The sequence below is a fragment of the Thioalkalivibrio sp. ALgr3 genome, assembly GCF_000377325.1.
Classification (GTDB): domain Bacteria; phylum Pseudomonadota; class Gammaproteobacteria; order Ectothiorhodospirales; family Ectothiorhodospiraceae; genus Thioalkalivibrio.
On sequence record NZ_KB897985.1, the window covers coordinates 17,978 to 41,985 of the forward strand.

Here is a 24,008-nt window from a genome sequence, read left to right on the forward strand (position 1 = left end):
CCACCGCGTCACTCCGGCCCGCGCAGCACCGTGAGCGGTGCCTGATCCAGCACCCGCCGGGTTCCCAGCCACCCGGCCAGCGCGATGCCCAGGGTGCCGCCGCCGATCCCGTAGACGAACGTCATCGGGTTGATGCGGTAGTCGAAGTCGAACACCTGCCAGGCCAGCAGAGCCCCGATCGCGGTGGCGATGATCGCCGCCAGCAGCCCGGCGAGAAAGCCGAGGGTCCCGAACTCGGCCAGCAGCGCGTTACGGATGTCGCGGCGCCGAGCACCCAGGGTGCGCAGCAGTGCGGCCTCGCGCCGGCGGACGTCGCGGGTCGCCTGGACCGCGGCGAACAGCACCGTCAGCCCGGCCACCAGGGTGAACAGGAACACGTATTCGACCGCGCGCGTGGCCTGTTCGATGATGTCGCGCACGCGCTCCAGGATCGCGCTGACATCGATCGCGGTGACCGCCGGGAAATCGCGCAGCCAGCGGCTCTGGGCGTCGTGCATGTCCTCCGGCAGGCGGAACGCGGTGATATAGGTGCGCGGCTGCTCGCCCAGCAGGGCGGGAGCGCCGGTGACGAAGAAGTTCACCCGGAAGCTGTCCCAGTTGACCTCGCGCACGTTCGTGATGGTCCCGCGCACCGCGCGTCCGCCGATGCGGAAGGTCAGGCTGTCGCCCAGTTCCAGCCCCAGGCGTTCCATCAGCCCGGCCTCCACCGAGAGCCCGTCGGAATCCGGCTGGTCAAGGGTCCAGTGGCCTTCCACCACCGGGTTGTGCTCCGGTGGCTGTTCCGCGTAGGACAGGTTGAACTCGCGGTCCAGCAGGCGTCGGGTGCGCTCGTCGTCGAAGTCCTCGGGACCCACCGGCAGGTCGTTGATGGCGACCAGTCGGCCGCGGATCATCGGGTCCATCTGCGGACGTTCCAGCCCGGCCTCGACCATGCGTTCGGCCAACCGGTCCTGCTCTCCCGGCTGGATGTTCACGTAGAAGTGGTTGGGCGCATCCTCGGGGATGCTGGCATCCCAGGCCTCCAGCAGATCGACGCGCACGATCGCCAGCAGCAGCAGCGCGAGGATGCCCACGCTGAAGGCCACCAGCTGCACTGCACTGAGCCCGCCGCGTCGCGCCAGATTGGCCAGGCCGAAACGCAGCGCGATGCCGCCGCGGTCACGCAGCGGGCGTACCGCCAGGACCAGGGCCGCCCCCAGCAGGCCGAGGATCAGCAGGGCCCCGGCCGTGCCCAGCAGGACCCACAGGGCGAGCTGCGCATCGGCCGCCTGCCACCAAAGCAGGGCGCCGAAGGCCGCCACCGCCAGCCCGCCCGACAGCCACACCGAGGCCGAGGGCAGGCCGATGTCGCGGCGCAGCACCCGCAGCGGCGGGACCTGTCCGATGCGCAGCATCGCCGGCAGGGCGAAGCCGGCGGCGGTGATCAGGCCGACGCCCAGTCCGGCGACGACCGGTCGCAGGCCGGGTGCGGGCAGATCGGCGTCCAGCCAGTCCCCGAGCAGGGCGGCGAGCACGAACTGCGCGGCGAAGCCGATGGCCAGCCCGATCAGCGAGGCGATCAGGGCAACCAGCAGCACACGCCCGAAATACACCGCCAGCACCCGCCGCGCACTGGCACCCAGGGCGCGCATGATCGCCGCCGAGTCGGCGCGGCGCTGGGCAAAGTGGTGCGCCGCCACCGCGATCGCGGCCCCGGCCAGCAGCACGGCCATCAGCGACGCCAGGCCGAGGAAGCGCTCGGCGCGCTCGATCGCCGCGCGAAGCTCCGGATCGGCATCCTCCAGGCCCTGGATGCGCTGCCCGGCCTCCAGACGTGGTTCCAGCCACTGCTCGAACCCGGCCACCGCGCTGTCCGCCCCGCGCAGGTGGAACTGGTAGCGCACGCGGCTGCCGGGGCCGATCAGTTCGGTCGATTCCAGGTCCTGGTAGGCGAGCAGCAGGCGCGGTGCGAGATCGGTGAGCGCACTGCCGCGGTCGGGTTCCAGGGTCAGGACCGCAGTGATCTCCAGGTCCCGGCGGCCGACGGTGACCGTATCCCCCGGTTCCAGACCGAGGTCGTTCAGCAGGCTGCTCTCCAGCCAGGCCTCGCCGGACTCCGGTCCCTCGGTGACGGCCCGTTCCCGGCCCTCGGCATCGCGGATGCGGGCCTCGCCCACCAGCGGCCAGTCGGGATCCACCGCGCGCAGGGAGCTCAGTCGCGAGCGGTCCTCCGCACCGAACAGCACCGAGGGCAGGGCGGCCGTGCGCACCTGTTCCAGTCTACGCTCGCGGGCCTGTTCCACCCACTCGTCGGGGATCGGGTCGCGCGCGACCACCGACAGGTCCCCGCCCAGCAGGGAGGCCGCCTCGTCGGCCATGCCGCGGTCGACGCGGTCGGTGAAGAAGCCGACGGCAGCTACCGCGGCCACTGCCACCACCAGGGCGGCGGCCAGTACCCGCAGTTCGGCCGAACGCCACTCCTGACGGGTACCCCGCAGCCATCCTCGCAGCTGACGCAGCGGATGATGCAGTCCGGCCGCCGGAGTCATGCGAGGACCCCGTCCTGGATGCGGATGATGCGGTCGCAGCGCTGCGCCAGTTCGGGGTCGTGGGTGACCAGCAGCAGGGCAGCGGGGACGTGGCCGGGTTCGGGATCGTCGGTGAGGGCAAACAGGTGTTCGATGATGCGCTCGCCAGTGCGTCCGTCGAGGTTGCCGGTGGGCTCGTCGGCGAACAGGATGGCCGGCCGGTCGACGATCGCGCGCGCGATCGCCACGCGCTGCTGCTCGCCGCCGGAGAGCTGGTGCGGATAGTGGCGCGCGCGTTCGGTCAGTCCCACGCGCTCCAGTGCCTCGTGGGCGCGGCGGGTCAGCTCAGCGGCCGGCTGCTGGCCGTGTTCCGGGTTCAACTCCAGTGGCAGGAGGACGTTTTCCAGTGCGGTCAGGGCGGGCAGCAGCTGGAACGACTGGAACACGAAACCGACCCGTCCGGCGCGCAGGGCCGCGCGGCCGTCCTCGTCCAGTTCGCTGATCGTCTGGCCCAGCAGTCGAACTTCTCCGCCACTGGGGGCGTCAAGACCCGCGAGGAGACCCAGAAGGGTCGACTTGCCCGAGCCGGAGGCGCCGAGGATGGCGACCGTCTCGCCCGGGTTGACCGCCAGGGACACGCCGCGAAGGATGTCCAGCGTGCCGCTGGGCCCCTCCACCCGCTGGCGCAGGTCCGTGGCTTCCAGTACTGCTTGCGAGGATGCATCCATGTCGCGTTTCCCGTTGCTGGTCGTTGGGTATCTTGCCCTGCTGTTGAGTCTTCCGCTCGCCGCGAATTCCCCGCCGGAGGAGAATTCTGCCCACAAGGCCCCGGAGGACGACACCCATCGCCTGCTGGTGTTCGGCGATTCGCTCAGCGCGGCGTGGGGCATGAGCGAGGACGAAGGCTGGGTGGCCCTGCTGGAAGATCGCCTCGAAGCGCGGGATGGCAGCTGGCGAGTGCACAACGCCTCGATCAGCGGCGAGACCACGGCCGGCGGCCGGCAGCGCCTCCCGGACGAGCTGGAACGCGTCGAGCCGGATGTCGTCATCCTCGAGTTGGGCGGCAATGATGGCCTGCGCGGGCTGGCGCCCGCCGCCATGCGCGAGAACCTCGAGGCCATGCTGGATGCCATCGACGCCGCGGGCGCGCAGACCCTGCTGCTGGGCATCCGCATCCCGCCCAACTACGGTCCCCAGTATACGGACCGCTTCGAGGCGGTGTTCCGGGACCTGGCGGAAGAACGCGAGCTGGCCTTCGAACCGTTCTTTCTGGACGGCGTGGCCGACGACGAGGTGATGATGCATGACGACGGGATCCATCCGGCGGCCGAGGCGCAGCCGCAACTGCTGGAGAATGTCTGGCCGGAACTGGAACCGCTGCTGGAGCAGGTCGAAGCCCGGGAAACGCTGAACGGCAACCGGGACTGAGGCACCGGTTCAGTCTTCGGGGCGCAGTTCCTCCCGGCAGCGCTGCAGCACCTCGGCCGGGATCAGCGCGCGCAGCACCGGATGCAGATCGGGTTCCACCTCGCTCAGCAACGGCAGGGTCCGCACCCGGGAATGGCGCGACAGCGGATCACCGTACTGATTGGTCTGGATGCTGCGGTCCACCCCGGCATCCATCAGCGCGATGCCCGGCTGACCGCCCGGCCCCTCGTCGAGGATGTCGACCAGTTCAACCACATGTCCGTCCACCTCGCCACGCACCCCTACCAGCGGGCACAGCAGATCGATCAGACGGCCGGTTTGCTCCGAGTTCAGCTTCTCCATGACCGTACATTAGTTCGCCGGCGCGCGGGGCGCCACCCCGTGCCGCCCCGTTAAGTTTGAATCGCACCCGATGCGAGCGGAATGGCAGGAGCCTGCTTGCAGGCGAACCGGGCGGCGTTTTCGACATGCTGTCTGCTACGCGTATAATCCGGTTTCCCGCCCGCGTCTCCGTAGCTCAGCTGGACAGAGCAACCCCCTCCTAAGGGGTAGGTCGCAGGTTCGAATCCTGCCGGGGACGCCATATTTCCATCTTGTGCCATCCTGATTCGTCCATTAATACAACCAAAAACAGTTAGTTAGTAGAATGTGCAGTCCGTGCTTGTCCGTCGCTTTCTATGGACAGCTCCACACATTCGGGGGTATTTTTGGGGGTACAAGGGCGGATTGGCCCTGTTCACCTTGCTAAGATACCCCCATGCCCAAGCCAACCAATAAGCTGACTGCCGCCGCGCTGGCAGCCGCCAAGTACGAAGGGCGGCCCCGCAAGCTGTTTGATGGCGGCGGCCTGTACCTCCACATTCAGGCATCCGGCCGCTATTGGCGGTTGAAATATCGCGCCGCCGATGGCCGGGAGAAGCTGTTGGCGCTTGGCGTGTACCCCCAGGTGTCCCTTGCGGAGGCACGCAAGGCGCGGGACGAAGCGAAGGCCCGACTTGCCCGTGGTGAGGACCCGCAGGAGGTGAAGCGCGCCAACCAAGAGGCGCAGGCGGATACCTTCCAGGCGCTTGCGGAAGAGTGGATAGAGCTGAAGCGCAGCGAGCTGGCAGAAGGAACCCTGCGCCTGACTCGTCGCCGGCTCGAGACCTGGATTTTGCCAGCACTTGGGAAGCGCCCAATTCGAGAGATTGAGCCGCCAGAGGTACTGAGGTCCCTGCGTGTGCCTGAGTCTAAAGGGAAGCATGAAACGGCGCACCGCCTGCGGCAGCGGATCGGGCAAATCTTCCGCTACGCCATCGCGACCGGCCGTGCGGACCGTGATCCCACGGCGGATTTGAAGGGTGCCCTCGCGAGTAGCCCCACAAAGCACCGCGCCGCGATCACGACCCCTGGCGAACTGACACATCTGTTGCACGCAATCGACCACTATGACGGCCAACCGGCAACGTGGGCCGCCTTGCGTATGCTGTCATTGACGTTTGTACGCAGCGGGGAGCTGCGTGGGGCCACCTGGGATGAATTCGACCTGGAAGGAGGGACGTGGCGTATCCCCGCCGGCCGAATGAAGATGCGGCGGCCGCACATCGTCCCGCTGAGCGAACAAGCCCGCGAGTGCCTTCAGTGGCTGCATGCCATGACCGGTCCCTCTGGGCTCGTTTTTGAGGGCCTGCGCCCCGGCAAACCGATCTCGGAAAATACCCTGCTGGCGGCGCTGCGGAATCTGGGGTACACGTCCGACATGATGACGCCGCATGGCTTCCGGTCGACGGCATCAACGCTGCTACATGAACTGGGATGGCCGCCGGAGGTGATTGAACTTCAGCTTGCGCATGCGCAGCGCTCGCAGGTGGCCGCAGCGTACAATCGGAGTGCGCGGCTGCCCGAGCGCCGGAAAATGATGGTCGCATGGGCGGACTATCTCGATGAGCTTCGGGAGAACGATCAAGGCAATGTGGTGCCACTCAGACGCGCGTGACTGTTAGCCTCAAAGAAATACCCATTCTTTGAATAATTCACGGTTGAATTCCGGAACAAAAAAGGCGGCACCTAGAGTGCCGCCCTTCAACCGCCTATATGGTTGCCGCCGTTCGAGCAGGTGAGACCACAGCCTCAATCCTCCTGCTGGAAGAAATCCTTGAATGCTTCATCCGCTTCTTCGCGGTTTTGACGAGTCCGTTCGCGCTCTTCCTCTCGGGCCTGCTCCCTGCGGTCGATACTCTCCCGGCCCGTTTCGCCCACGACCTCCCAGGCTTCCGTGGCCTGCATTCCGTCGACCTTCTCCGCTTTTCCTTTTTCGTGAAACCGAACCATCCCTTCATCCAACTCTCTGCCCTTCTCTGGCTCGCCCTGTTCCTCAAGCCACGTAGCCGCTACGACCGTCGACTGGATCAATGAATCGGTGTTACTCGCGTCGATCTCCGGCCCATCAGCGTCATCCATGCATCCCGTCAGGCCCAGGGTCATTGGCACCAGGAGTGCCAGCGTCATCATCATCTTCTTCATCGTCATACTCCTCATACTTTGGTTATCGCTCAACCGAAATCGGTTGCATGAGCTACCGTACCAAACGACGTCAACCTGTCGATTTCTTCGGTATCAGTGATTCGGTGGTGTGCGCGTTCGCACCCACAAAAACGGGCGTCTCTTAGCCGCACTTGTCCTTTTCGCGGAATGATACCCGGGTCTAGTCCCCCATGAGCCCTTCCATGGTTTCGTCGAACTGTTCCTGCGACTCCTCGTACCGCTCATTGATCTCTTCCCTGCGTTCCTGCCGACGCTGCTCCTCCGCCTCCATGTCTTCCCGAGCGATTTCCTTCACCTCTTCATGGACGCGCGTCGCTCGCATTCCATCCAGCTCGTCCTCTCGTCCTTCATCGAGGTAGATGCCAAGCCCATGATCCAGCTCTTCCGCGGCCTCGGCCCCTTTCTCACGCTCCATCCACAGCACGGATTCCATGGAAGAGGTAACCATCACTTCCTCGTTGCTGGCATCGAACTCCGGACCTTCACCTGCGTTGCCGCACGCCGCCAGGCCCAGAGTTATCGGCGCTAACATTGCTACAGTAATTCTCTTCTTCCACATCATAATCGTTCTCCTTTGTTGGTTGCAGACCCTAGCTTACAGATCGAATCCTGTTTGTCGATTTCTTCTCCGCCGACTCCTTGGTGGTTTCTCCTGGATTGGCTATTAATCGAGATATATCAGCGGTTGTCTTCCCCGGGGGTGGGCGTCGAGCGTTCGTGTTTTGGGTCATCGTAGAACATAATAAAATGGTAAAAATCGGAATGCTCAAAGCCGCGGTAAGGGCGGTACTGTGGGACCTTGTTGTTCTCGTCAATCTTGGCGGCAGTATCGAACAAGGTTGTCGAAGTCTTTGCCAATTCGCCTTCGATCTTGTCGAAACATTTCAGCATGAGATTCGCAAACTTACCTTTCTTGTTATCGCCCTGGTGGTTGCGGTGCTTAGTTTCGTGCATAGCTATCCCTCTCTTTATCTTTGGCCTCGGCCCTCTTTGTCCGGGCGAATGTTGGCTGTCCCTGTCGGCCGCCCAGATTGTGCATGCCCGTGTCCTGTTGGTGCTTTAACGTCTTTGCCGCATATGAGGCGTCTGTTTGAGCGGATTTCTCCCTGATCTCGAATCGGGAGCGACCCGACATCTACTCCTCGCGCTGAGGGTCCGTGACCTTTCGGAACGGATAGGCGAGCATACGGACCATCAGGAGCAAGGTGGTAGCGACGATGCCGAGGAGGCTGGCTACGATAGTCAGGAGCGCCTTCGACACGACCAGGGGATGCCGTAGAGCGCCCAAGACAAACATGAGGATCAGAAAGAAGATGAGCGTGTTCCAGAAGTTGTAAGCTTCGATGGATTGTTCGATCAAGGTTGGCTCCTGTGTTGGTAAGTGAGTCGCCTGAGTGCGCCCCGGGAAGGTTGCCACGCGTTTGGGGATCGACGGTCTACGTCGGGTAGTCCCATTTCGATGATTGGAACAGGCTAGAAGGATTCTCGACGTGCGTCATGGGCGACAACCTTTCGGGGCCCCCCTGACTGAGGGTATCTATCGGCGATCTCACGGTGCGACGGGTGGAGAACGGGCACGAGGCCAGGCGAGTCTCCCCGGGTGTCGAGTTTGTCGGCATCGGGGTGGCCCGGAGCTGGCCGTGGCGCGTTCAGACAATTCGGCGGAATCTTTCTTCGCAGTGTTCGATACCCGGACGGGTCGTAGTGGTGGCCGGAGTGGCGGCACGTTGGCGCCTTGCGGGGCGCCTGCCCGGCAAGCTACCCTTGACGATGTCCATGACTGCTCAACAAGCAAACTTTCGTTGCACCATAATGGTGCAGATGTGGGCTTGGCAACCTATTGAAAGTAGCGATGGTTTTCGCGGCGAAAGAGTCTGACCGATGCCCCGACTGAAAGGGGATTAAGACCCGTTTACCTCTCATGGTTCTCCTCCGGTTATAGGTCTGACCGATGCCCCGACTGAAAGGGGATTAAGACCGACTTCGAATTCCATCCCTTCAATGCGACCGGTCTGACCGATGCCCCGACTGAAAGGGGATTAAGACCAATGGCAGCTGCGCCCATTCCGGCAAGGCCGGTCTGACCGATGCCCCGACTGAAAGGGGATTAAGACCATCGAAGAGGTATCCATTGGTTCAACTCCTTTGTCTGACCGATGCCCCGACTGAAAGGGGATTAAGACTTATCGGACGCAACCCCCATCCAGGTCTGCGGCGGTCTGACCGATGCCCCGACTGAAAGGGGATTAAGACCGGGATCGGCACCGAGGTTACCGAGGACGATCGTCTGACCGATGCCCCGACTGAAAGGGGATTAAGACCGTAGAAAAAGAAAGAGTACACAAAGGCTTGCGTCTGACCGATGCCCCGACTGAAAGGGGATTAAGACTCCTCCGGCTTGCTCTTCGCACCCAAGTCGTTCGGTCTGACCGATGCCCCGACTGAAAGGGGATTAAGACGTAGAAAAGTCGACCTTGTCGAACATGATTCACGTCTGACCGATGCCCCGACTGAAAGGGCATGGTTACGAGCCCCCAGATCCGAAACGACTTATCGTGGGTGCCGGCCGCTACTCAGACGAAATGGTTCGTGCGGATACGGGTAAGCGGCCTCGTCCGCTCAGGTCGGTTCGATGGATGGCGCGATTCAGGTTTGAGATTGCTGGTTGGAAGCTGTCCGGTTTGAACGGGAGCCTCGCGCCCGCGCCCGCGCTAGAGGCCAGTGGTGGAGCGAGGGAACTGTCGGGTGCAGGATGTGCAGACTCGTAGCCTGAATTCCGCCAGGGAAAATGGTCAGTAAGGGGATGTGTTTCCCAACAAGTGGGGACTGCGCGCGCGTCGCAAGTTAATGGCGTGGGCCGGGCGATACTCCGACGACGGCAGATTCGTTCCGTCGTGGCTGCGCTCATGGATCGGGAGCGTGTTCGGGAAGGGGGCAGTTCAGGGGCGGGGCAGTTCAGGGGCGGGGCAGTTCAGGGGCGTTGCCGGATGGGGCTCCTCAAATAAAAGCCGACGGCGTATCGTATTGGGCGGACCGTGTCGCCGTCCCTGGCGGGTGCCCGTGGCTCCGGTCTCGAGCTCGCGTCGTTGAAGCGAACGGGGTCATCGGCCAGTCAAAAGATTTGGTGGATCCCCCATTGCGCGTTTCTGATTGAGATTGATGATACCGATGGTGCAACGAATGATGATCCATATTGTCCAGGAAAGAGTGATCAGGCTCCCTGTTGCGATCAACATCATCATGGATCCCATGTCGGGGGTCTGAGCGGTTTCGTGCTGACTGCTTCCCACAAAGGATGCACCGTAAAGGCCTAGCCATGCGATCCAGATGGCAAGCACTCCCAGAAATACGATGAAGGAAGTCCAAAAAATCCGAATCATGTTCGTCCAGTGACTCCGGAGGATGCTGTCTCCGTTCTCCCGCTGGACGTATGCAAGTATTACGGCGGCAATCGCGGTCAGTCCACCGGTAAAGGGAGCGCAGATGTAGAGGGCGTAACCCACAAATCCAATTGTGTCGTCCCTGACCGCTGGTTGGCTCTGTGCGTTGGGATTGTTGGGGTCTTTTTCGTTGTGCATGTGTTTCTCATGGTCGAGTGTTGACGAGTGATGGCGGGCCGATTGGCCCTGTCAACTATCAATGGGTTTGCGGTGCCATCGATGAGGGCCGCCTATGATGATGTTGGTCAATCGAACGGGTCTTTGTGGCACGGGCTCGACGGGTCGTTCATATTGCAAAATGAATCATGAATAGGGCTTTTGTTATAGAAGGCCTGATATTCATTTTCTCGTTGCAAAGAGTCGTGCATCGGGCCGTTTGAGTGTTTGTCGCCCGGCGATGCGTTGTTGGTCCCGTCTTCGGCAAAGAAATTGATGATCCCGATGACGACGGCCAAGAGAATTAAAAAAGCGACTAATGCTCCGAAGTGATCGTGCATGCGACTATCCTTTTTCGTATTATCAATGTCTGAAGGATGAGCGACACCACGCTTGCGGTGGCTGCATGGTGTCGCTCGATGGTCAGATGGCCTCCCAGGAACCGTCCTCCTGTTCGCAAGCTGTCAGGGACTGCTCCTGATCGCCTTCACCCGGCACATCGTCCACCTCAATGTGGTAGTCGACGCACGTTCGGCCGTTCTTCTCATAGGGCTCCGAGGCGTCGATATTTTTCTCCATGGCTTGCGCTTCTTCGGCGGTGATGCCCGAGTTGCCGCCCATTGCGTTGAAGGCTGCACCCATGGCCGATCCCTGAAGGCTCTGGGCCGCACCAATGGACGCTCCGGAGCGTGCGGCGTCGCCCGTGGCCTCGCCGAGGATATCCATGGGGTCCGGACCATCGGAGGAGGCGATCTCGTCAGCCGCTTGCCGGCCGGCCCGAGCGGGTTCTCCCTCGGCCAGTTCTTCCATGTCCGGCTTGCTGGCCTCTGAAGAGGAAACGTCCGGAGTATCGCCGCGCGCGGCCTCGATGGCGTCTCCCGCGGTTCCCGCGGCCCCGGGTGGTGTGGGTGCACTGGCGCATCCGGTGACCAGGAGGGCAGCGGCAGAAGCCAGGGTTACGTGGATCGAGCGTTTCATTGTTCTCCTTTGCTTGATTGGGTGTTCGCTTGATTGTCCGGTTGGCAAGGACCGTGGGTCGTGCCCGTGCTGTTCGTCAGCGCGATATGGATACAGGCTAGGATGGAAAGCGCTGGTTGTCCGGGCCGACAACCTTGCGGGGCCGCCGCCTTGGGTCGGTCATCGGGGTTTATTGTTGGTGGGGCTTTACTGGAACCACGCGATATTCCTCCAGGCGTGCGCCGCAGGCTTCGAGGTCGTCGGCATTGAGTTCCTTGCCCCGAGCCTCTGGCGGCATGTCCAGTGAAAGATGAAAGTAACGCGCCCCCTGCTCGCAGACAGTTGCGGCGAGGTGGACGGGCAGGGTGCCCAGTACCCGGTCCCCGGGGGCCAGAACGCTCGGATCGAGATGCGCGAGCGATTCGTCGACCGCCAATCCCTGGCGTTTTGCCCATTCCACCGCTCCGGGGTGGCGGGTTACGAAATAGGTCCGTTCGGGCATGACATCCTCCGGTTCGCTGAGAGTGGGTGCATGCTCCGCGATTGGCTCGCCGGAGTCCGGATCGGCAAGCTTGCCGCGCGATCCGTTTCAGGTGTTATTGAGCCGGTTGATGGCGGCCTCGAGCTCGCGTTGCAGCCGCTCCCGGTCATGCATGATCTGCCGCACCTTTGAATTTCTGGGCGGGGTGCCATGAGCCATGGCGTTGCGCAGCTCGCGCAGAAGGTGCCATGCGTCGCGTTTCCAGTCGGGTTCTTCCTTGTTGACCCGCTTGCTGAAGGCGTCGCGGATTTGTTCCCGAGCCTTGTAATTGGTCGGGGTCTCGCCCTGTTCGATACAAAGGCTGGTGAGAAACGCCTCGAACCCGAATATCGCGGCGCGCGGATAGTCCCGTCGGCGCAGGGCACGCAGAGCCAGTGTCCGCTGATTGTTGCCGAGGTTGTCGGATCGTGCCCAGGAGAGCCGTTCGATGAGTTTTTCCCTGAACAGGGCGGAAGCCCCGCTCAGTTCGCTTTCTTCGAGTTCCTTGAGTACGGTTTGGAGTCGCTGGCGTGCAGCCGGAATATTGAGCGTGGTCTGATGGAAATGCGCTTCTGCCAGCGCCCTGGCCTTGTCCGAGGGCAGGCCATCCCGTTCCAGGAGGGGCCCGAACACCCCATAGTCCCCCGAGGCGTCAAACCGGGTGAGGGCTTCTATCCAGCGGTGAACTCCATCGAGACCATCGAGCTGAAGTACGGGCGTCATGCCTTGATCGGGGCCTTCACTCGGGGTCATGTCGAGTGCGCCGTACCATAGGTGGTTCACCTGGATGGAGCGCAGGGCCTCCAGAAAGTATGCGGACAGAAAACCGAGCATCCCCAGGTGACGGAATCCGTGGGTCAGGTCGAGATCGACTCGGCCACGCGGTATCGAGTCGGCCATCCCCTGAAGGATGTGCATCTGGTCACGGTCATCGCGGGCTTCCGGAATCAGGCGCAGTTCGACATCCATGCCCGTGGCCTCCTGCGCGAGTGCAGTCAGGGGCGCCAGTTGTTCCTCGGACACGCGGTGGTGGCTTTCCGCTTCGAGCAGTTCCAGACGCTCATTCTCCCGCCGGTTGTCCCCCTGGTCTGCCAGATGTTCCACCAGCACGCTCCACATGCTGCCGGTGGTTCCCAGAATGACGAGTCGATCCGGCATCAGTTCCTTGGCCAGTTCCAGCCCGAAAAACGGGCTGACGCGGATCGAACCCCCGGGAAAGGCGTAACTGGCCGTCCGGTAGCCCGTGGCTTCCGAGTACCGACCGCGTCCGAGAAAAGTGATCAATGAATGCATGTTGTCCTCATCGCGTGGTGTGACCATTTGGTAAAGGGAATCGAAGCCGCTTGACCGGGCGCGCACTCGTCGGTCCGCGGCTCATGTCCTGTCGGTTCGGAGTACGTCGATCGTGAATACGTGAGGAGTTCCGTCCGAGATCCGGACATACTGGCAACGTCGGTCCTGTTCGCGGGTAAAGAGTGCGCCGGCCACTGAGGCGAGTTTGGTGCCGGCGGTGATGTCCACCAGAATCTGGCGTTCCTTGAGCCGGCGTACCCACCCCTCTTCCTGCTGGCGATAGGTTTCCCAAATCACCTGAAGATGGTTCCAGACCGATTCTACCTCGTTGAAATCACAGCCCTGGGGGTCGAAAACGTTCGTCCCCGGTGCCGAATGCTTGAAATCATCCAGACTGAGGATCCGAATGTTGTGTGGGGCCAGCAGCCGCGTAAGGATCTGTCGGAAAAGGTCGAGGTCACGGACTGAGCCGTCGTCACCCCCGGACGGTATGACCACAATCTCCTTTAGTCGGGTCTTTTCCGGTTCCGCGCTCAGATGCGGTTTGATGGCCTCCAGCGGCATCCGCCAGTTAGCAAGAGTGCCCTGCCATTGATTCAGGTCTGTGGCGGGGTACAGCCTGGATGGCACTGATGCCGCGTCGTTCAGGGAATGGTCCTTCGGAAGGGCGCTCAGGAACAGTACAAGGACGCGAGTGTCGGGAGGATCCAGAGTGATCTCGCGCTGTTCGGCTGCAAAGTCGGCCGGGGCTTCCTGATTGCGCAGAAAATGGATGGCATAGAGGATGATAAGCAGACCAATGATCAGGAACACCAGAGGAGTCGTGGTAGACGGGTAGGGCACTCCCCACTCCGTCAGTGTGCTCTCCGTCAGGAGGAACAGACTGGAGCCCAGCCAGTCGAGGGCCAGAAGAATGCCCACGACGAGCAGAATGGCCCGCCATGTGTTGCCGCCGAGGACGTTCTGTAGTGCATTGAGCAGGGACCGATTGCGGGTTCCGGCGAGTTTCTTCATGTCATCTCCTGGAATTCGATACCGTACGCAGTCCAACCGCCTGTCGACGAGCCGGCTGATGAATGCACTTCCCTTAACGCTGTTGCGCCTTCACTTTTTCGCGTCGATGCCGGTCCGCCTCGGGGAATTTCCCGGTGCGGTCTGGCGTGGTGCGCTTGGTGCCCGGCTTCGCGAACGGGTATGCACCACCGGGTTGCCGGAGTGTAATGGCTGTCCTGTCGTCGATCAGTGCCCCTATCCGGCGCTGTTCGAGACCCGCGTCCCGGCCGACCCGCCGAGTGCCTTGCTTCAGCACAATGGCGCAACAACGCCCCCTTTCGTGCTGCGTCCGGATGCGTCCGGCGAAGATCAGGATGTGACCCGGACTACTCTGGGCCTCAATCTCGTGAGTCAGGACGCGCGGGCGTGTGCGCTGATGGTCCGAGCGCTGGAGCGCGCCGGTGCGCTGGGAATGGGGCGCAACCGGGTGCCGCTTCAACTTGTGAGCATCGAACAGGCCGATGTTCGGGCAGCAGGAGAAGATGGTGAGCCCCCCTGGCGTGTCCTGAATAATGATTCCATCGATCAATCGCTTGAGCCCCCCTCGGCGATGGTCGTTCCGCCGGCACCGCAAGCGGTTGATGTCCGGCTGGTCACGCCCCTGCGGATGCGCATTCGCGGGCGTTACGTGACACCGGATGCGTTTGACCCGGTCTCTTTCGTGCGCACCGTCCTGCGCCGGGCCACACACCTGGGTGCCAGTCACTGCCCTGACTTCGAGGAATCCGAACTGGCACGGATCGGTCGTCGTGCGAGCCACTTGCGACTGTTGTCCAGCGATCTCGCCTGGCGGGATCTTCGACGCTATTCCGCCCGTCAGGGTCGTGCTGTCCCCATGGGCGGACTGCTCGGGACTGTCCGGATTGGCGGGGAAGCCCTGAATGACGTCTGGCCATGGTTATGGCAGGGACAGTGGTGGCACGCGGGCAAGGGCACGACCATGGGGCTCGGGCAATACCACCTGATGCCCCTGGCCTGTGCCCCGGAGCGCTGACGGCTACAGCGCGCCCGATTGTTGTTGTTCAGGGCTTCGACTGTAAAAGAGTCTGCCGGGCGTGTCCGGACCCACAAGCTTGTCACCGGCTCCAAAGGCACTTGCACTGGTTACGGCCGTCCCTCTGAGGCGCAACCGAGTTCCGTGAGCCTGTTCGGCTCGCTCGTTCGGTGGGTGGGTGTGAGGCGCAGATATGCGCGGGCCCTGGACTGCGACCGGGCACGCCCCGGTCGCGGTGAATGGGGTCAGTCGTCGGCGATGTTCAGGCGGGTGCGGGCCTGACGCACGGCCTTGACGATCTTCTTCTGGTCGTGACTGGCGGCCAGGGTCTCCGCGTGGTTCAGCAGTTCGGCGAGGTCCGTGATGAGGTCGTCCCAGCCGGCGGCCTCCTCGGGGAGTTCGCGGATGGCCTTGTTGAGGTTGTTCCAGCGGCTCTTGCCGGGTTCGGCCTCGCAGGCCTCCAGGGCCTGGCGGAGGTCGTCGACCTGCTTTTGCTCGGGGCTCATCTCCTGGCGTTTCTGTTCGCGCTCCTGCTTTTCCTGCGCCTGTTGGTGCCGGCGGCGGGTCTCTTCCAGGGCCCGGTCGAACGCGGGGGCTTCGGGGGTGGCGCTGTCCCCAAGCTGCCTGCGAAGGGTGTGCCAGCCGTCCTTTACGTCTTTATGGGGCTTCTGGTATTGCCCGCTGCTGCGTGCCTTTACGAAGAATTTTGGATTCCCCAGCTTGTCCAGCGGGGCATCTGCCGTCTCGTCTGAGTTCGGGGTGGCCATGGCCAGCAGCTGGCGCAGGGGCTCGCTGTCTTCCCAGCGGTCTTCCGCGCCATCGGTGGCCTGTGCCCAGGCGTCGTTCATGTACTGCACGAAGGCGTGGCGGCAGGCCTCCAGGTTCACAAGCGCGTCGTCGTCGATCTCGCGTCCCGGATCGTTCGGTTCCAGGTGGGCGTCCGTCACGCTGACCGAGACCTGACCGAATCCGAACGGTTTGCCGGTCCCCAGCGAGTGGCGCAGGTCACCGCGCCCGCCGAAATCCAGCGCCCACATGAGCGCGCCCAGCTCTACGTCACGCAGGTTGTGGAAGCGGATCTGCGTGGAGAAGGTGGTCTCCGCGGGTACGGTTTCCAGCTTGACCTGGACCTTGGGGCCGGACTTCTCGGGCGGGCGGGGCGTGTGATGCGAGCTGCGGACCGGATAGCGTTTCCAGCCGGACAGTTCGGCGCGGTCATCCATCAGGGTAATGTAGTCCTTCTTCTTCTCCTGCTGGTTCAGGTAGGCGGGGTAGAACGTGGGTTTGGGTCCGTTGAGGACCATCGGGCCTTCCCAGCGGGTGGTGGCGTCCTGTTCGCACTCGGCCAGACCGGGCATCACGCGGCCCCGGAGGCTGCCATCCGGGGTGTCGGCGTCGATGCGGCCGAACAGGAGCTCGGCGAGGTCGGGGGTGTCGTCGTCCAGATGCGCGGAGTTCGCGTTCTTTCCGGCCCCGGTGTGACGGATGGCGTCGTGCAGCGAATGGCGATAGGCCAGACGGTACATCATGGCCAGCCCCAGTGAGCGCACGCCACCTTCGCGGCCGCCGTCAGCGTGCCAGAACACGGGCACGCCGGGGTCGGCATCCAGCACCTTCGGCTTCCAGAAGCGATTCCATTCGTCGGATTCCTGGTGGATGAACTGGAAGTCGCTCATCACCTCGGGGGATACGGGGATCTCGTCCCGGGGTTCGCCGGCGTCGTAGAAGATGAACTCGCGTTTTTTGGCGTTCTTTCGGGTGTAGTCCGGGCCGGGCTGGCCGGTGACCACCACGTGGCCGTGGCGCGGTCCGCGCCCGAGGTCGATGGCATCGGCCTGACCGTTGTTGCGCACGGGCCCGACATCAAAGTGGATCTCGGGGAGGGTCCCGATCAGCCCGTATCGTTTCTGCACGGTCCCCGCTTTCTTCCATTTTTGTTCATCAACGCCGAACGCCCGGATCAGTTCTTCCTGGTGCAGGCGGACGAAGTTCACCGGCCGGATGTACCAGCTGCCGTCGCGGTAGCGCAGCCAGCCTGCTTGCACCGGTGCCTTGACCATCTCCTTCATGTAGAAGTTGTCCGCCTTTGTGAGGTCGCGCACCCCCAGGCGCTGGTCCTCCACCTCGCGGAAATGGCCGAACGCGGCGATTTCGAGCACGTGGCGCAGCATGCCCTTGAGGCTGCTGGGCGGCACGGCCGGACGACCGTCCGGCGTGCGGGCGAAATGAACCTTGCCGGGTTCTCTTTCGCGGCCCGGGGTTTGCTCGCCGCCGACGCTCAGCGGGGTGTGCGCGGTCAGGCGGATGCGGATCTCGCCGCTCCATCCGTCCCGGAACGGGTGGTCGTGGCTCACGTGCGCGTGCCAGTCCGGGCGGAGCACGAACGGGGTGAGCGGCACAAAGTTGTAGGGCAGGTTGAGGGTCATGCCCGGTCCTCCTCGAATCCGTCGAATACGGCCAGTACGGCCTCGGGGGCGGCCTCGTCGGCCCGCTCGACTTCTGCGTCGCGCGTGAAGCCGTACAGGCGCAGGTAGCGCAGGGGCGCGGGTGCCCGATGGTCGTTGAGATGGCTGACGGGCTCGGCCAGATGACTGGGGTCCGCGTCCGTCTCCTCGACCCGGAAGCGATGCAGGCGCCAGCAGTCGCCGCCGCGGTATTCGAGCTGCCAGCGCGACCCGTCCGCCGCCAGGCCTTCGCCCTCCAGCGGCGGCATGCCGTCCACGGGCTCGGCGGGCAGGCTGCGGACCTCGGCGGGCCACTGCATCCAGCCCCGGTCGTCGCACAGCGCACGACAGCGCTCGTGCACGGTGGTCGGGTCCAGTTCCTCGCAGTCGTGCTCCACGCGCACGGGGGTCAGCCGGTTCACCGACGACGCGACCCAGTCCCAGCCCTGTTGCCGGCAGTTCTCAAGGAAGCGTTCGTGATCGTTGCGCAGCGATTCGAGACGGTTCATCGGGCGGTCTCTCCTTCGACGTTGAGCGTGGGCGCGTCCTGGCCGTTGACCCAGGCCCCGTTGTCGTTCCATTCGGGTTCGTGTTCGGCGGCAAAGCCGCCCAGTCCGCGGCTGCCGCCGGCGCCCAGCGGCAGCCAGCCGCGCGCAAGGTCGCGCAGGGCAAGATCCAGGGCCTTGCGCACCTCCACCGGGACCGGGATGTCCCGGCGCGGCAGGATGTGCAGGCGAAGCGGCAGGCGGCTGCGCCAGAGCTGCTCCTCCTGGAACAGGGCACCGCGCTGGACGCCGCCGGTGAAACGGTCGATGCGGTTGTGCAGTGGTGCGTGGACCGGCGGGTCGGGTTCCAGGTAGGTGTCGTTGATGATGACGGCACCGGCAAGACCGGAGGCATCGCGGTCGCTGGCGTGACCGAACAGGCTGCGCACCGCCTCGCTGCGTTCCGGATCGGGCGTCGGTCCGTCGGGGTTGACGAACTCCCCGGTCAGGCGGCGGTGGTGGAAGGCCACGCGATGGGCCAGCGCCCCCTTGATCGCCGAGGCGGGCACCACCGGCCGTGGCCGGGTCCAGGAGCCGCGTCCGTCGCGCCATTCGATCACGGGCTCGCTCTGCGGGAGCATGTTGTCGGGTTCCTTGGTGCCCGAGTACTTGCCGAGCGGGTGCTCGCCGCCGCCGATGCGCCAGCCGGCTTCGGCCTGCAGATTCAGCTCCACGCCGGGGATGCGAAACGTGGTGTCCCCGGGCGTGAGGGCCTGCAGCCCGTCGCGGCTGGCTCGGTGGCGCGGGCGCTGGCGGAATCCCTCGCGGCCTTCGGGTGTGCGCAGGTCCCAGCGCGCCACATGCAGTTCGGCTACCCGGAACGCGCCCGAGCCCGACCGAGTGCCGCGGCCCAGACGCAGGGCCGGGGACTGCAGCAGGCGCAGCAGCCCGTCCCATTCCCGGGAGGCGGCATCCGAGCCATCGCTCCAGTGGCCGAGCAGGAAGGTATAGCGGGTCCCGCGCGGGGCGAGAGTGACATCGAACTTGCCGCGGTCCTCCGCGGCGCCCCGGTGGTTGAGCCGGACGCGCTGACGGATCAGGGGGTGGCTCCGGCTCAGCCGCGACAGGAGTTCGTCGCCGTCCACGTCTTCGCGCAGGCCTTCCACGGGCCGGTCCTGGCTGTCGTGGACCAGGCCCCAGAAGACCTGCACGCGCGAGACGCGCCCGTCGCCGCGCCCTTCGCCTTCGAGGTGGCCGAACAGCCGGTCGGCGACGGTGTCGCCGTACTCGTCCGCGCAGGCGTGGCGCAGCACGCCGGCCAGTCCGCTGGCGGGCAGGGTGGGCAGGTGGTTCGCGTCCCGCATCAGGACCAGGTCATGTGTGGCATCGCCGGTCCCCGAGCCGATGGCGTGCGGGGTCTCGGCTTCCAGGGTGACGCGGGCAAAGTCGTGTACCGGGAGTTCGGGGATCATGCCTGCGGCTCCTTGGTTGCGTGCCCTTCCACGGCACGGGTCCATTCGGGGGTCTGGCCCAGCGATGCCAGCCGCACCACCACCTCGGACAGCAGCTCCGGGGCATTGCGATGAATCGCCTCCAGCTCCTGTTCGAGGCGCCGGCCGAGGTGGTGCCGGTCAGGGTCCGGGCCCAGCTGGAGCTGCCACCCCGAACGTGCGCGCACGATGGCGTCTTCGCGCGCTTCGAACAGGGCGCGCCACAGGCCCTCCGGGTCGCCCCGGTGGCGGTTGGCGGCGTCGCGCAGGCGGCCCCACTGGCTGCGTCCGGGGACCTCGGCCTCCGCCAGGGGCGCATTCGGCGGGATCCCCTGCCAGCTGCGGGCCTTGCCCAGAGACTCGACCAGGGCATCGAAGACCCGCCGGGCACGGTGGTCGGCGTCGAATTCGCGGAACTCGGTGCGGGCCATCCGGCGCAGCCGGCGCAGCAGCGCGGTGTCGGGTGCCGGCGGGACCGAGCCGGTGTCCGTGGTTCGCGCAGCGGGCGCCTCCACCTGCAGGGACTCGTCGGCGAGCATCTGCGGCCGGGCGACGGCCTGGCCCAGGCCGGCCTCGCGGTAGTGGCCGAGGCCGCGTTCCAGCGCGGGCAGGGCCTCGGGCGGGGTGCCGGCGGGCAGGGTGTAATGCAGCACACTGCCGCGGGCGATCACCTGGCGGTCGGCGTCGCGCCCGCGGCGCTTGCCGTTGTAGGGGCTGTAGCTGCGCGTGCGCAGGAAACTCTTCTCGTGGTCCCAACGGGTTTTGGCGGGCAGGCCGAGGTACTGCGGCCGCGGCTGCAGGGTGGGCTGCCCGCGGTCGTCACGCAGCGCCAGATCGGACAGCAGCCACAGGGTCAGGGTGTTGTCAGAACCGCCAACGCTGGCCGGACGCGGCGGCGGCTGGTCCAGCGGCTCGATTTGCACGCGGCCGAATTCGGCGCTGCGCGAGCGCCCGAGACGCGCGGGGCCGTTCAGACATTGGTGCAGGCGCTGCACGAGCGCGTCGTCCAGGGTGTCATCGGTCTGCAGCTCGAAGACAAAGCTCTGCCCGCGCTCCAGGGCTTCGTAGCCGAACAGCTGGCCTTCTTCGACCCGGCCGGTCTCCGGCGCGATGGCGGTCTTGAGCGACTGTCGGGTGCGCGGGCGGATCCACCGACCGCAGGCATCGACATGGCCGCCACGCAGCTGGCGGGGCTGGCGCCCGTCCTCGGGTTCGCGATGCATCAGGTTGAGCACCCGGTCGCCGTCCAGGCGGGGGTGATCGCTCCCCGCAACCTTCTGCTTGGCGTCTTCGTTCTTGTAGTGGTGCAGGGCGAGCGGCACCGGCCAGGCGGGGGTGCCGGGCTCGCTTTCGGGCAGGGCGTCGCAGAAGCGGACCGCCCCGCCGTGAAACACCTGCCAGGCCTGGTCGGATGGCAGCTCGGCATACAGCCGGCCCGCCGCCAGGCCCAGAAAGAGGCTGCCCGGCAGGTGATCGAGGGTTTCGTGTTCGCCGGCGGTGGCCGCGGACCGGCTGACGATCACGTCCTGTTCCAGGGTGACGCGGAAGGCGTGGCGCGTGGCACTCATGACGGATCCCTCAGGCTGAGTTCGGCCTCACCGAGGCCGCGGTTGCGTTCGGCGCCGACGGCGCTGATCAGCGGCAGGACGCCCTCCAGCGTTCTCCACAGATCGGCTTCATCAAGCGCGCGTTCCTGTTGCCGGCGCAGTTCTTCTTCCAGCGAGGTCACCTCCAGGCCCAGTGGCGCCTGCAGCTGCATCGGGAGGGCGACCTCGGTGCCCCGCAGGGTCTTGTCGCTGGCGCTGCCCTGTCGGTTGATGGCCGTGCGATGGACGTCCCGGAACAGGAACGGCCGCAGCTGCGGGCCATCGGTGTCGGGATGGGCGAGGAATGCCCGCTCCGCCTCCGGCAACGTGGCGTCGTCCACCCGCAGCATCCCCGGCCGGGTGGCGGAGCGCGCCTCCTGGCCGCTGCGGGAGCCGAACAGGAGTTCTTCCACGTTTTCGGCCGGCCCGTCGGGCAGGCTGATCCCGTCGAGCCAGTTCCAGGTGCCGGCACAACGCATCGCGTGGCGCAGCAGGCCCTTGAGATGGCGGCCGGGAATCACCGGCAGGCCGTCACGATCGCGCGCAGTGAGGGCGTCGAGATGCGTACCGGCGGAATGGCCGCTGCCACAGTGCCAGTAGCCGTGCAGCTGCACGGTCAGGGTCTTCGTCGACATCAGGCGGTCTCCTTCCGGGTGTCTTGCCTGTGGAGGGCCAGCAGCGCCAGCAGGTCGCCCAGCGGGCTGGAGCGCTCCCGCGTTCCTCCGTCGCCGTCACGCTCGGGGCCGAACGGCAGATCGTGTTCATCGGCCCGGCCGACCAGCGCTTCCAGGTGGCGGTCGAACTCGTGCAGTGCCCGGGCCGCCGGGGCTTCGGCCAGGGCGCGCCAGCGGTTGTATTCCTTGCGCGCAAGCTCGGGGCTTTCGTGGATGCGGGTGGCGAGCTGGCGCAGGCGTGCTGCGTTGAGGTCACCGTCCTGCAGGTGTTCGACAAGATCACGCAGGGTTTGCAGCCTCGGCAGGCTGGCGGCGTCCACCTGGCCGGCTGCATAAGCCGGGAGGCCCAGGTGGTAGACCGTATTCTCCGTCGACTCGTAGCGTTCCATCTCCTGACTACTCAGGGCCGCGGCATCGTCCGCCAGACTGGTCTGGATCCGGTGGAAGGCGACGGACGATGGCACTGTCGCCTCCTCGGTGGCTGACCGCGACTGCTGCTTCGCGCGGTCGCACAGGCTTTCCGCGAGCTGGTATCCGCGGGCGAATGGTTGCCCGGACTTGAGATAGGTGATGCCGGCACAGGCGGTCAGCCGCTCTGGCAGGCGCTCGATGACATCGTCCGGGGTGCCGGCCTCCTTCAGTTGTCCGCGAAGGGTCTGCAGCATGCGTTCGGACTCGCGCTCGAAGGCCTCGATGAAGCCCTCGGTGAAGTCCAGTGCAAGGTCGGCGCGCACCAGAAGGGTCAGGTCGTCGCCCCCCAGAACCAGCGGGCGTGCGGGGTAGACGCCGCCGGTGACCTGCGGCTGCAGCACGTCCTGCGTGGCGCTGCGGGCGGCGTCGCCCGTGGCTGCGTCCAGCCCTTCCGAGAAGGCGCGGTAAAGCCGGACGTAGTGTTCGGGGGCGTGCCCGGTGGCGTCTCCGAGTACCCGCAGGATCTGGCCCAGGCCGTTGCCGTCCGCGTGGATCAGCCCGACCATGCCGTCTTCGCCCAGCGGGAAGCGCCGCGATCCGGGATCGTCCTGTTCGAAGTTCCGGGGCCACTCGGCGTGGTCATCCGGGTCGAACTTGTGCGCCAGACCCGCGTGTTCAGACAGAGCGAACTGCCGCTTGACCCGAGTGGCGGCATCCACCGGTTCCCGGTCACGCTTGCGGTCCCGGTCCACGGCGACCTCGCCGGTACGGGCGTTGCGCTCGGCGACGGGCGCCGGGTTCGGCAGCGCGGCGGCCTGCAGGTTGCGCATGCCGGCAAGCGTGTCGATCCCCGCGTTGATGGCCCCCTTCACCGACTCACCCGAGCAAATGCAGTCCACCCGCTCGATGCCGGGCAGGAGCTGGGCCACCAGCGTGCGCCACAGGGCCCGGAAGCGCCGGGCGGTTTCCTCGTCTTCGAACACCAGGTACAGGGCACCACCGGCCCGCCGCGGTGCCGGCAGCGAGTCGGGTTCCACCTCGCAGGCGCGCAGGGCCTGGTCGAGGATGCCACGCGAGAGCTCGTCCAGCAGGTCGCTCCCCGCCACCATGTCGGCCAGGCGGCCGGAGGCGAAGAGGAATGGCTGGATGGAGCGGGCTTCGAACAGATAGGCGTGGTAGGGCATAGGTCCTTCCTTGACGGGCCGGAGGCCTTGCCTCCTGGCGGCGGGGACGATTTTTCGCCGGAGGGTACAAAAAAATTGCGGTTGCGGCAGCTGCGAAAAGGTTGTGGCCGGACTCGGGAGATATCCCGATGGTGTCGTAGCGCCGGTACGTGCGGCACTCGGCGGAAATACCGCTGAGACGCGGAGATTCAAGTCGCGCGCGTTCCTGGTAACCGGTTGCGCACGGCAGTCGATCAGCGGTTCGAGGGCTTCAGCGTCCCAGGGCGGTTTCCGGCTGAGGGAGTGCCTCAATGCTCCGGAAACGCTGGTCGTACGCCGGAAATGGAAGCGATGTTCATCGGCCGTGTGACCTTGAATCCCCTTTCAGTCGGGGCATCGGTCGGACCCCCAAGGGGGCGTCGGCCGAGCTGGAAATCGCCGTCTTAATCCCCTTTCAGTCGGGGCATCGGTCGGACGTAGACGTGCCGAGCGCACGACCCAGGAAAACCCGTCTTAATCCCCTTTCAGTCGGGGCATCGGTCGGACGGTGGATGACCTTCAAGCAGGCCCGTGACGCGGGGTCTTAATCCCCTTTCAGTCGGGGCATCGGTCGGACCATGACCGCAGGTGAAGCTGAGGTGCAGGAAATTGTCTTAATCCCCTTTCAGTCGGGGCATCGGTCGGACCGGCATTGCCGGGATCGGGGCGGCGATCATTCGTCTTAATCCCCTTTCAGTCGGGGCATCGGTCGGACTTTTTTTGGAGGTTAAAATGATCGAACAATCGGTCGTCTTAATCCCCTTTCAGTCGGGGCATCGGTCGGACGGTCAGGGCCATACAAGACGTAGGCGAGCCCATCGTCTTAATCCCCTTTCAGTCGGGGC

The 24,008-nt window shown here is 65.0% G+C and carries 22 protein-coding genes, 1 tRNA gene and 2 CRISPR repeat arrays; of the genes, 4 read left to right on the forward strand and 19 right to left on the reverse strand.

The genetic code is table 11. From position 1 onward, the window contains the following. Positions 1–8: 8 nt before the first annotated feature. The gene (locus C998_RS0110270; RefSeq protein WP_018870779.1) at positions 9–2,528 is read right to left on the reverse strand and encodes an ABC transporter permease; all 2,520 of its coding nucleotides are present in this window, start codon (positions 2,526–2,528) and stop codon (positions 9–11) included. Further along, positions 2,525–3,235, reverse strand: coding sequence for an ABC transporter ATP-binding protein (locus tag C998_RS0110275; RefSeq protein ID WP_018870780.1), 711 nt, complete (start codon positions 3,233–3,235; stop codon positions 2,525–2,527). Before C998_RS0110275 ends, C998_RS0110270 begins: the two co-directional genes overlap by 4 nt. On the opposite strand from C998_RS0110275, the gene C998_RS0110280 reads away from it, so the two are divergent. Then, positions 3,234–3,935: an arylesterase gene (locus tag C998_RS0110280; protein ID WP_018870781.1), complete on the forward strand. Its 702-nt coding sequence runs from the start codon at positions 3,234–3,236 to the stop codon at positions 3,933–3,935. The two genes, C998_RS0110275 and C998_RS0110280, sit on opposite strands and share 2 nt — an antisense overlap. A 9-nt stretch (positions 3,936–3,944) precedes the next feature. Here the strand turns inward: C998_RS0110280 and C998_RS0110285 are convergent, their stop codons facing one another. Then, positions 3,945–4,277, reverse strand: a complete 333-nt coding sequence (locus C998_RS0110285; RefSeq protein WP_018870782.1) for a hypothetical protein — start codon at positions 4,275–4,277, stop codon at positions 3,945–3,947. 164 nt (positions 4,278–4,441) lie between these two features. Between C998_RS0110285 and C998_RS0110290 the strand changes: the two genes are divergently transcribed. Both C998_RS0110290 and C998_RS0110295 read left to right on the forward strand, forming a co-directional pair. Beyond that, positions 4,442–4,518, forward strand: a tRNA-Arg gene (locus C998_RS0110290). A 174-nt stretch (positions 4,519–4,692) separates the two neighbouring features. Beyond that, entirely contained in the window at positions 4,693–5,910 is a 1,218-nt protein-coding gene (locus C998_RS0110295) for an integrase arm-type DNA-binding domain-containing protein (RefSeq protein WP_018870783.1), read from the forward strand. Positions 5,911–6,044: 134 nt separating this feature from the next. On the opposite strand, the gene C998_RS0110300 is transcribed toward C998_RS0110295, so the two are convergent. The 10 genes from C998_RS0110300 to C998_RS0110340 all read right to left on the reverse strand — a co-directional run bounded on the left by C998_RS0110300 (position 6,045) and on the right by C998_RS0110340 (position 13,838). After that, entirely contained in the window at positions 6,045–6,437 is a 393-nt protein-coding gene (locus tag C998_RS0110300; RefSeq protein ID WP_018870784.1) for a hypothetical protein, read from the reverse strand. 181 nt (positions 6,438–6,618) lie between these two features. Then, positions 6,619–7,020, reverse strand: a complete 402-nt coding sequence (locus C998_RS14075; protein WP_018870785.1) for a hypothetical protein — start codon at positions 7,018–7,020, stop codon at positions 6,619–6,621. 116 nt (positions 7,021–7,136) lie between these two features. Next, on the reverse strand, positions 7,137–7,412 hold the full coding sequence (locus tag C998_RS0110310; protein WP_018870786.1) for a hypothetical protein: 276 nt from the start codon (positions 7,410–7,412) through the stop codon (positions 7,137–7,139). 181 nt (positions 7,413–7,593) lie between these two features. Continuing rightward, positions 7,594–7,818, reverse strand: coding sequence for a hypothetical protein (locus tag C998_RS0110315; RefSeq protein WP_018870787.1), 225 nt, complete (start codon positions 7,816–7,818; stop codon positions 7,594–7,596). 512 nt (positions 7,819–8,330) lie between these two features. Then, positions 8,331–8,986: direct repeats of the CRISPR family, unit length 36 nt; unit sequence GTCTGACCGATGCCCCGACTGAAAGGGGATTAAGAC. A gap of 573 nt (positions 8,987–9,559) precedes the next feature. Then, on the reverse strand, positions 9,560–10,036 hold the full coding sequence (locus tag C998_RS14525) for a hypothetical protein (RefSeq protein WP_081617429.1): 477 nt from the start codon (positions 10,034–10,036) through the stop codon (positions 9,560–9,562). 107 nt (positions 10,037–10,143) lie between these two features. Then, positions 10,144–10,395 carry a hypothetical protein gene (locus C998_RS14830; protein ID WP_156001278.1) on the reverse strand — a complete coding sequence of 84 codons (252 nt, stop codon included), beginning with the start codon at positions 10,393–10,395 and terminating at the stop codon, positions 10,144–10,146. A gap of 82 nt (positions 10,396–10,477) precedes the next feature. Next, positions 10,478–11,032: a hypothetical protein gene (locus tag C998_RS14355; RefSeq protein WP_018870789.1), complete on the reverse strand. Its 555-nt coding sequence runs from the start codon at positions 11,030–11,032 to the stop codon at positions 10,478–10,480. A 169-nt stretch (positions 11,033–11,201) separates the two neighbouring features. Next, positions 11,202–11,513, reverse strand: coding sequence for a CRISPR-associated protein Csx16 (gene csx16 / locus C998_RS0110330; protein ID WP_018870790.1), 312 nt, complete (start codon positions 11,511–11,513; stop codon positions 11,202–11,204). Positions 11,514–11,600: 87 nt separating this feature from the next. Beyond that, entirely contained in the window at positions 11,601–12,824 is a 1,224-nt protein-coding gene (csx2, locus tag C998_RS0110335; RefSeq protein WP_018870791.1) for a TIGR02221 family CRISPR-associated protein, read from the reverse strand. Between the two features lie 81 nt (positions 12,825–12,905). Then, positions 12,906–13,838, reverse strand: coding sequence for a hypothetical protein (locus C998_RS0110340; protein ID WP_018870792.1), 933 nt, complete (start codon positions 13,836–13,838; stop codon positions 12,906–12,908). Between the two features lie 58 nt (positions 13,839–13,896). Here C998_RS0110340 and cas6 point away from each other — a divergent pair, with 58 nt between their 5' ends. Further along, positions 13,897–14,871 carry a CRISPR system precrRNA processing endoribonuclease RAMP protein Cas6 gene (cas6, locus tag C998_RS14530; RefSeq protein ID WP_081617430.1) on the forward strand — a complete coding sequence of 325 codons (975 nt, stop codon included), beginning with the start codon at positions 13,897–13,899 and terminating at the stop codon, positions 14,869–14,871. 245 nt (positions 14,872–15,116) lie between these two features. Here cas6 and C998_RS0110350 read toward each other — a convergent pair whose 3' ends face one another. The 6 genes from C998_RS0110350 to C998_RS0110375 are packed head-to-tail and all read right to left on the reverse strand — an operon-like array spanning position 15,117 to position 23,145. Next, positions 15,117–17,297: a TIGR03986 family CRISPR-associated RAMP protein gene (locus C998_RS0110350; RefSeq protein ID WP_018870794.1), complete on the reverse strand. Its 2,181-nt coding sequence runs from the start codon at positions 17,295–17,297 to the stop codon at positions 15,117–15,119. Further along, positions 17,294–17,824, reverse strand: coding sequence for a hypothetical protein (locus C998_RS0110355; protein ID WP_018870795.1), 531 nt, complete (start codon positions 17,822–17,824; stop codon positions 17,294–17,296). Before C998_RS0110355 ends, C998_RS0110350 begins: the two co-directional genes overlap by 4 nt. Beyond that, entirely contained in the window at positions 17,821–19,272 is a 1,452-nt protein-coding gene (locus C998_RS0110360) for an RAMP superfamily CRISPR-associated protein (RefSeq protein ID WP_018870796.1), read from the reverse strand. Before C998_RS0110360 ends, C998_RS0110355 begins: the two co-directional genes overlap by 4 nt. Beyond that, positions 19,269–20,858: a hypothetical protein gene (locus C998_RS0110365; RefSeq protein WP_018870797.1), complete on the reverse strand. Its 1,590-nt coding sequence runs from the start codon at positions 20,856–20,858 to the stop codon at positions 19,269–19,271. Before C998_RS0110365 ends, C998_RS0110360 begins: the two co-directional genes overlap by 4 nt. Then, entirely contained in the window at positions 20,855–21,511 is a 657-nt protein-coding gene (locus C998_RS0110370; RefSeq protein WP_018870798.1) for an RAMP superfamily CRISPR-associated protein, read from the reverse strand. The genes C998_RS0110365 and C998_RS0110370 overlap by 4 nt, the downstream gene beginning before the upstream one ends. Further along, on the reverse strand, positions 21,511–23,145 hold the full coding sequence (locus C998_RS0110375; RefSeq protein WP_018870799.1) for a hypothetical protein: 1,635 nt from the start codon (positions 23,143–23,145) through the stop codon (positions 21,511–21,513). The genes C998_RS0110370 and C998_RS0110375 overlap by 1 nt, the downstream gene beginning before the upstream one ends. Positions 23,146–23,494: 349 nt before the next feature. Beyond that, positions 23,495–23,949: a CRISPR direct-repeat array (repeat unit 36 nt; unit sequence GTCTTAATCCCCTTTCAGTCGGGGCATCGGTCGGAC). Positions 23,950–24,008 lie beyond the last annotated feature (59 nt).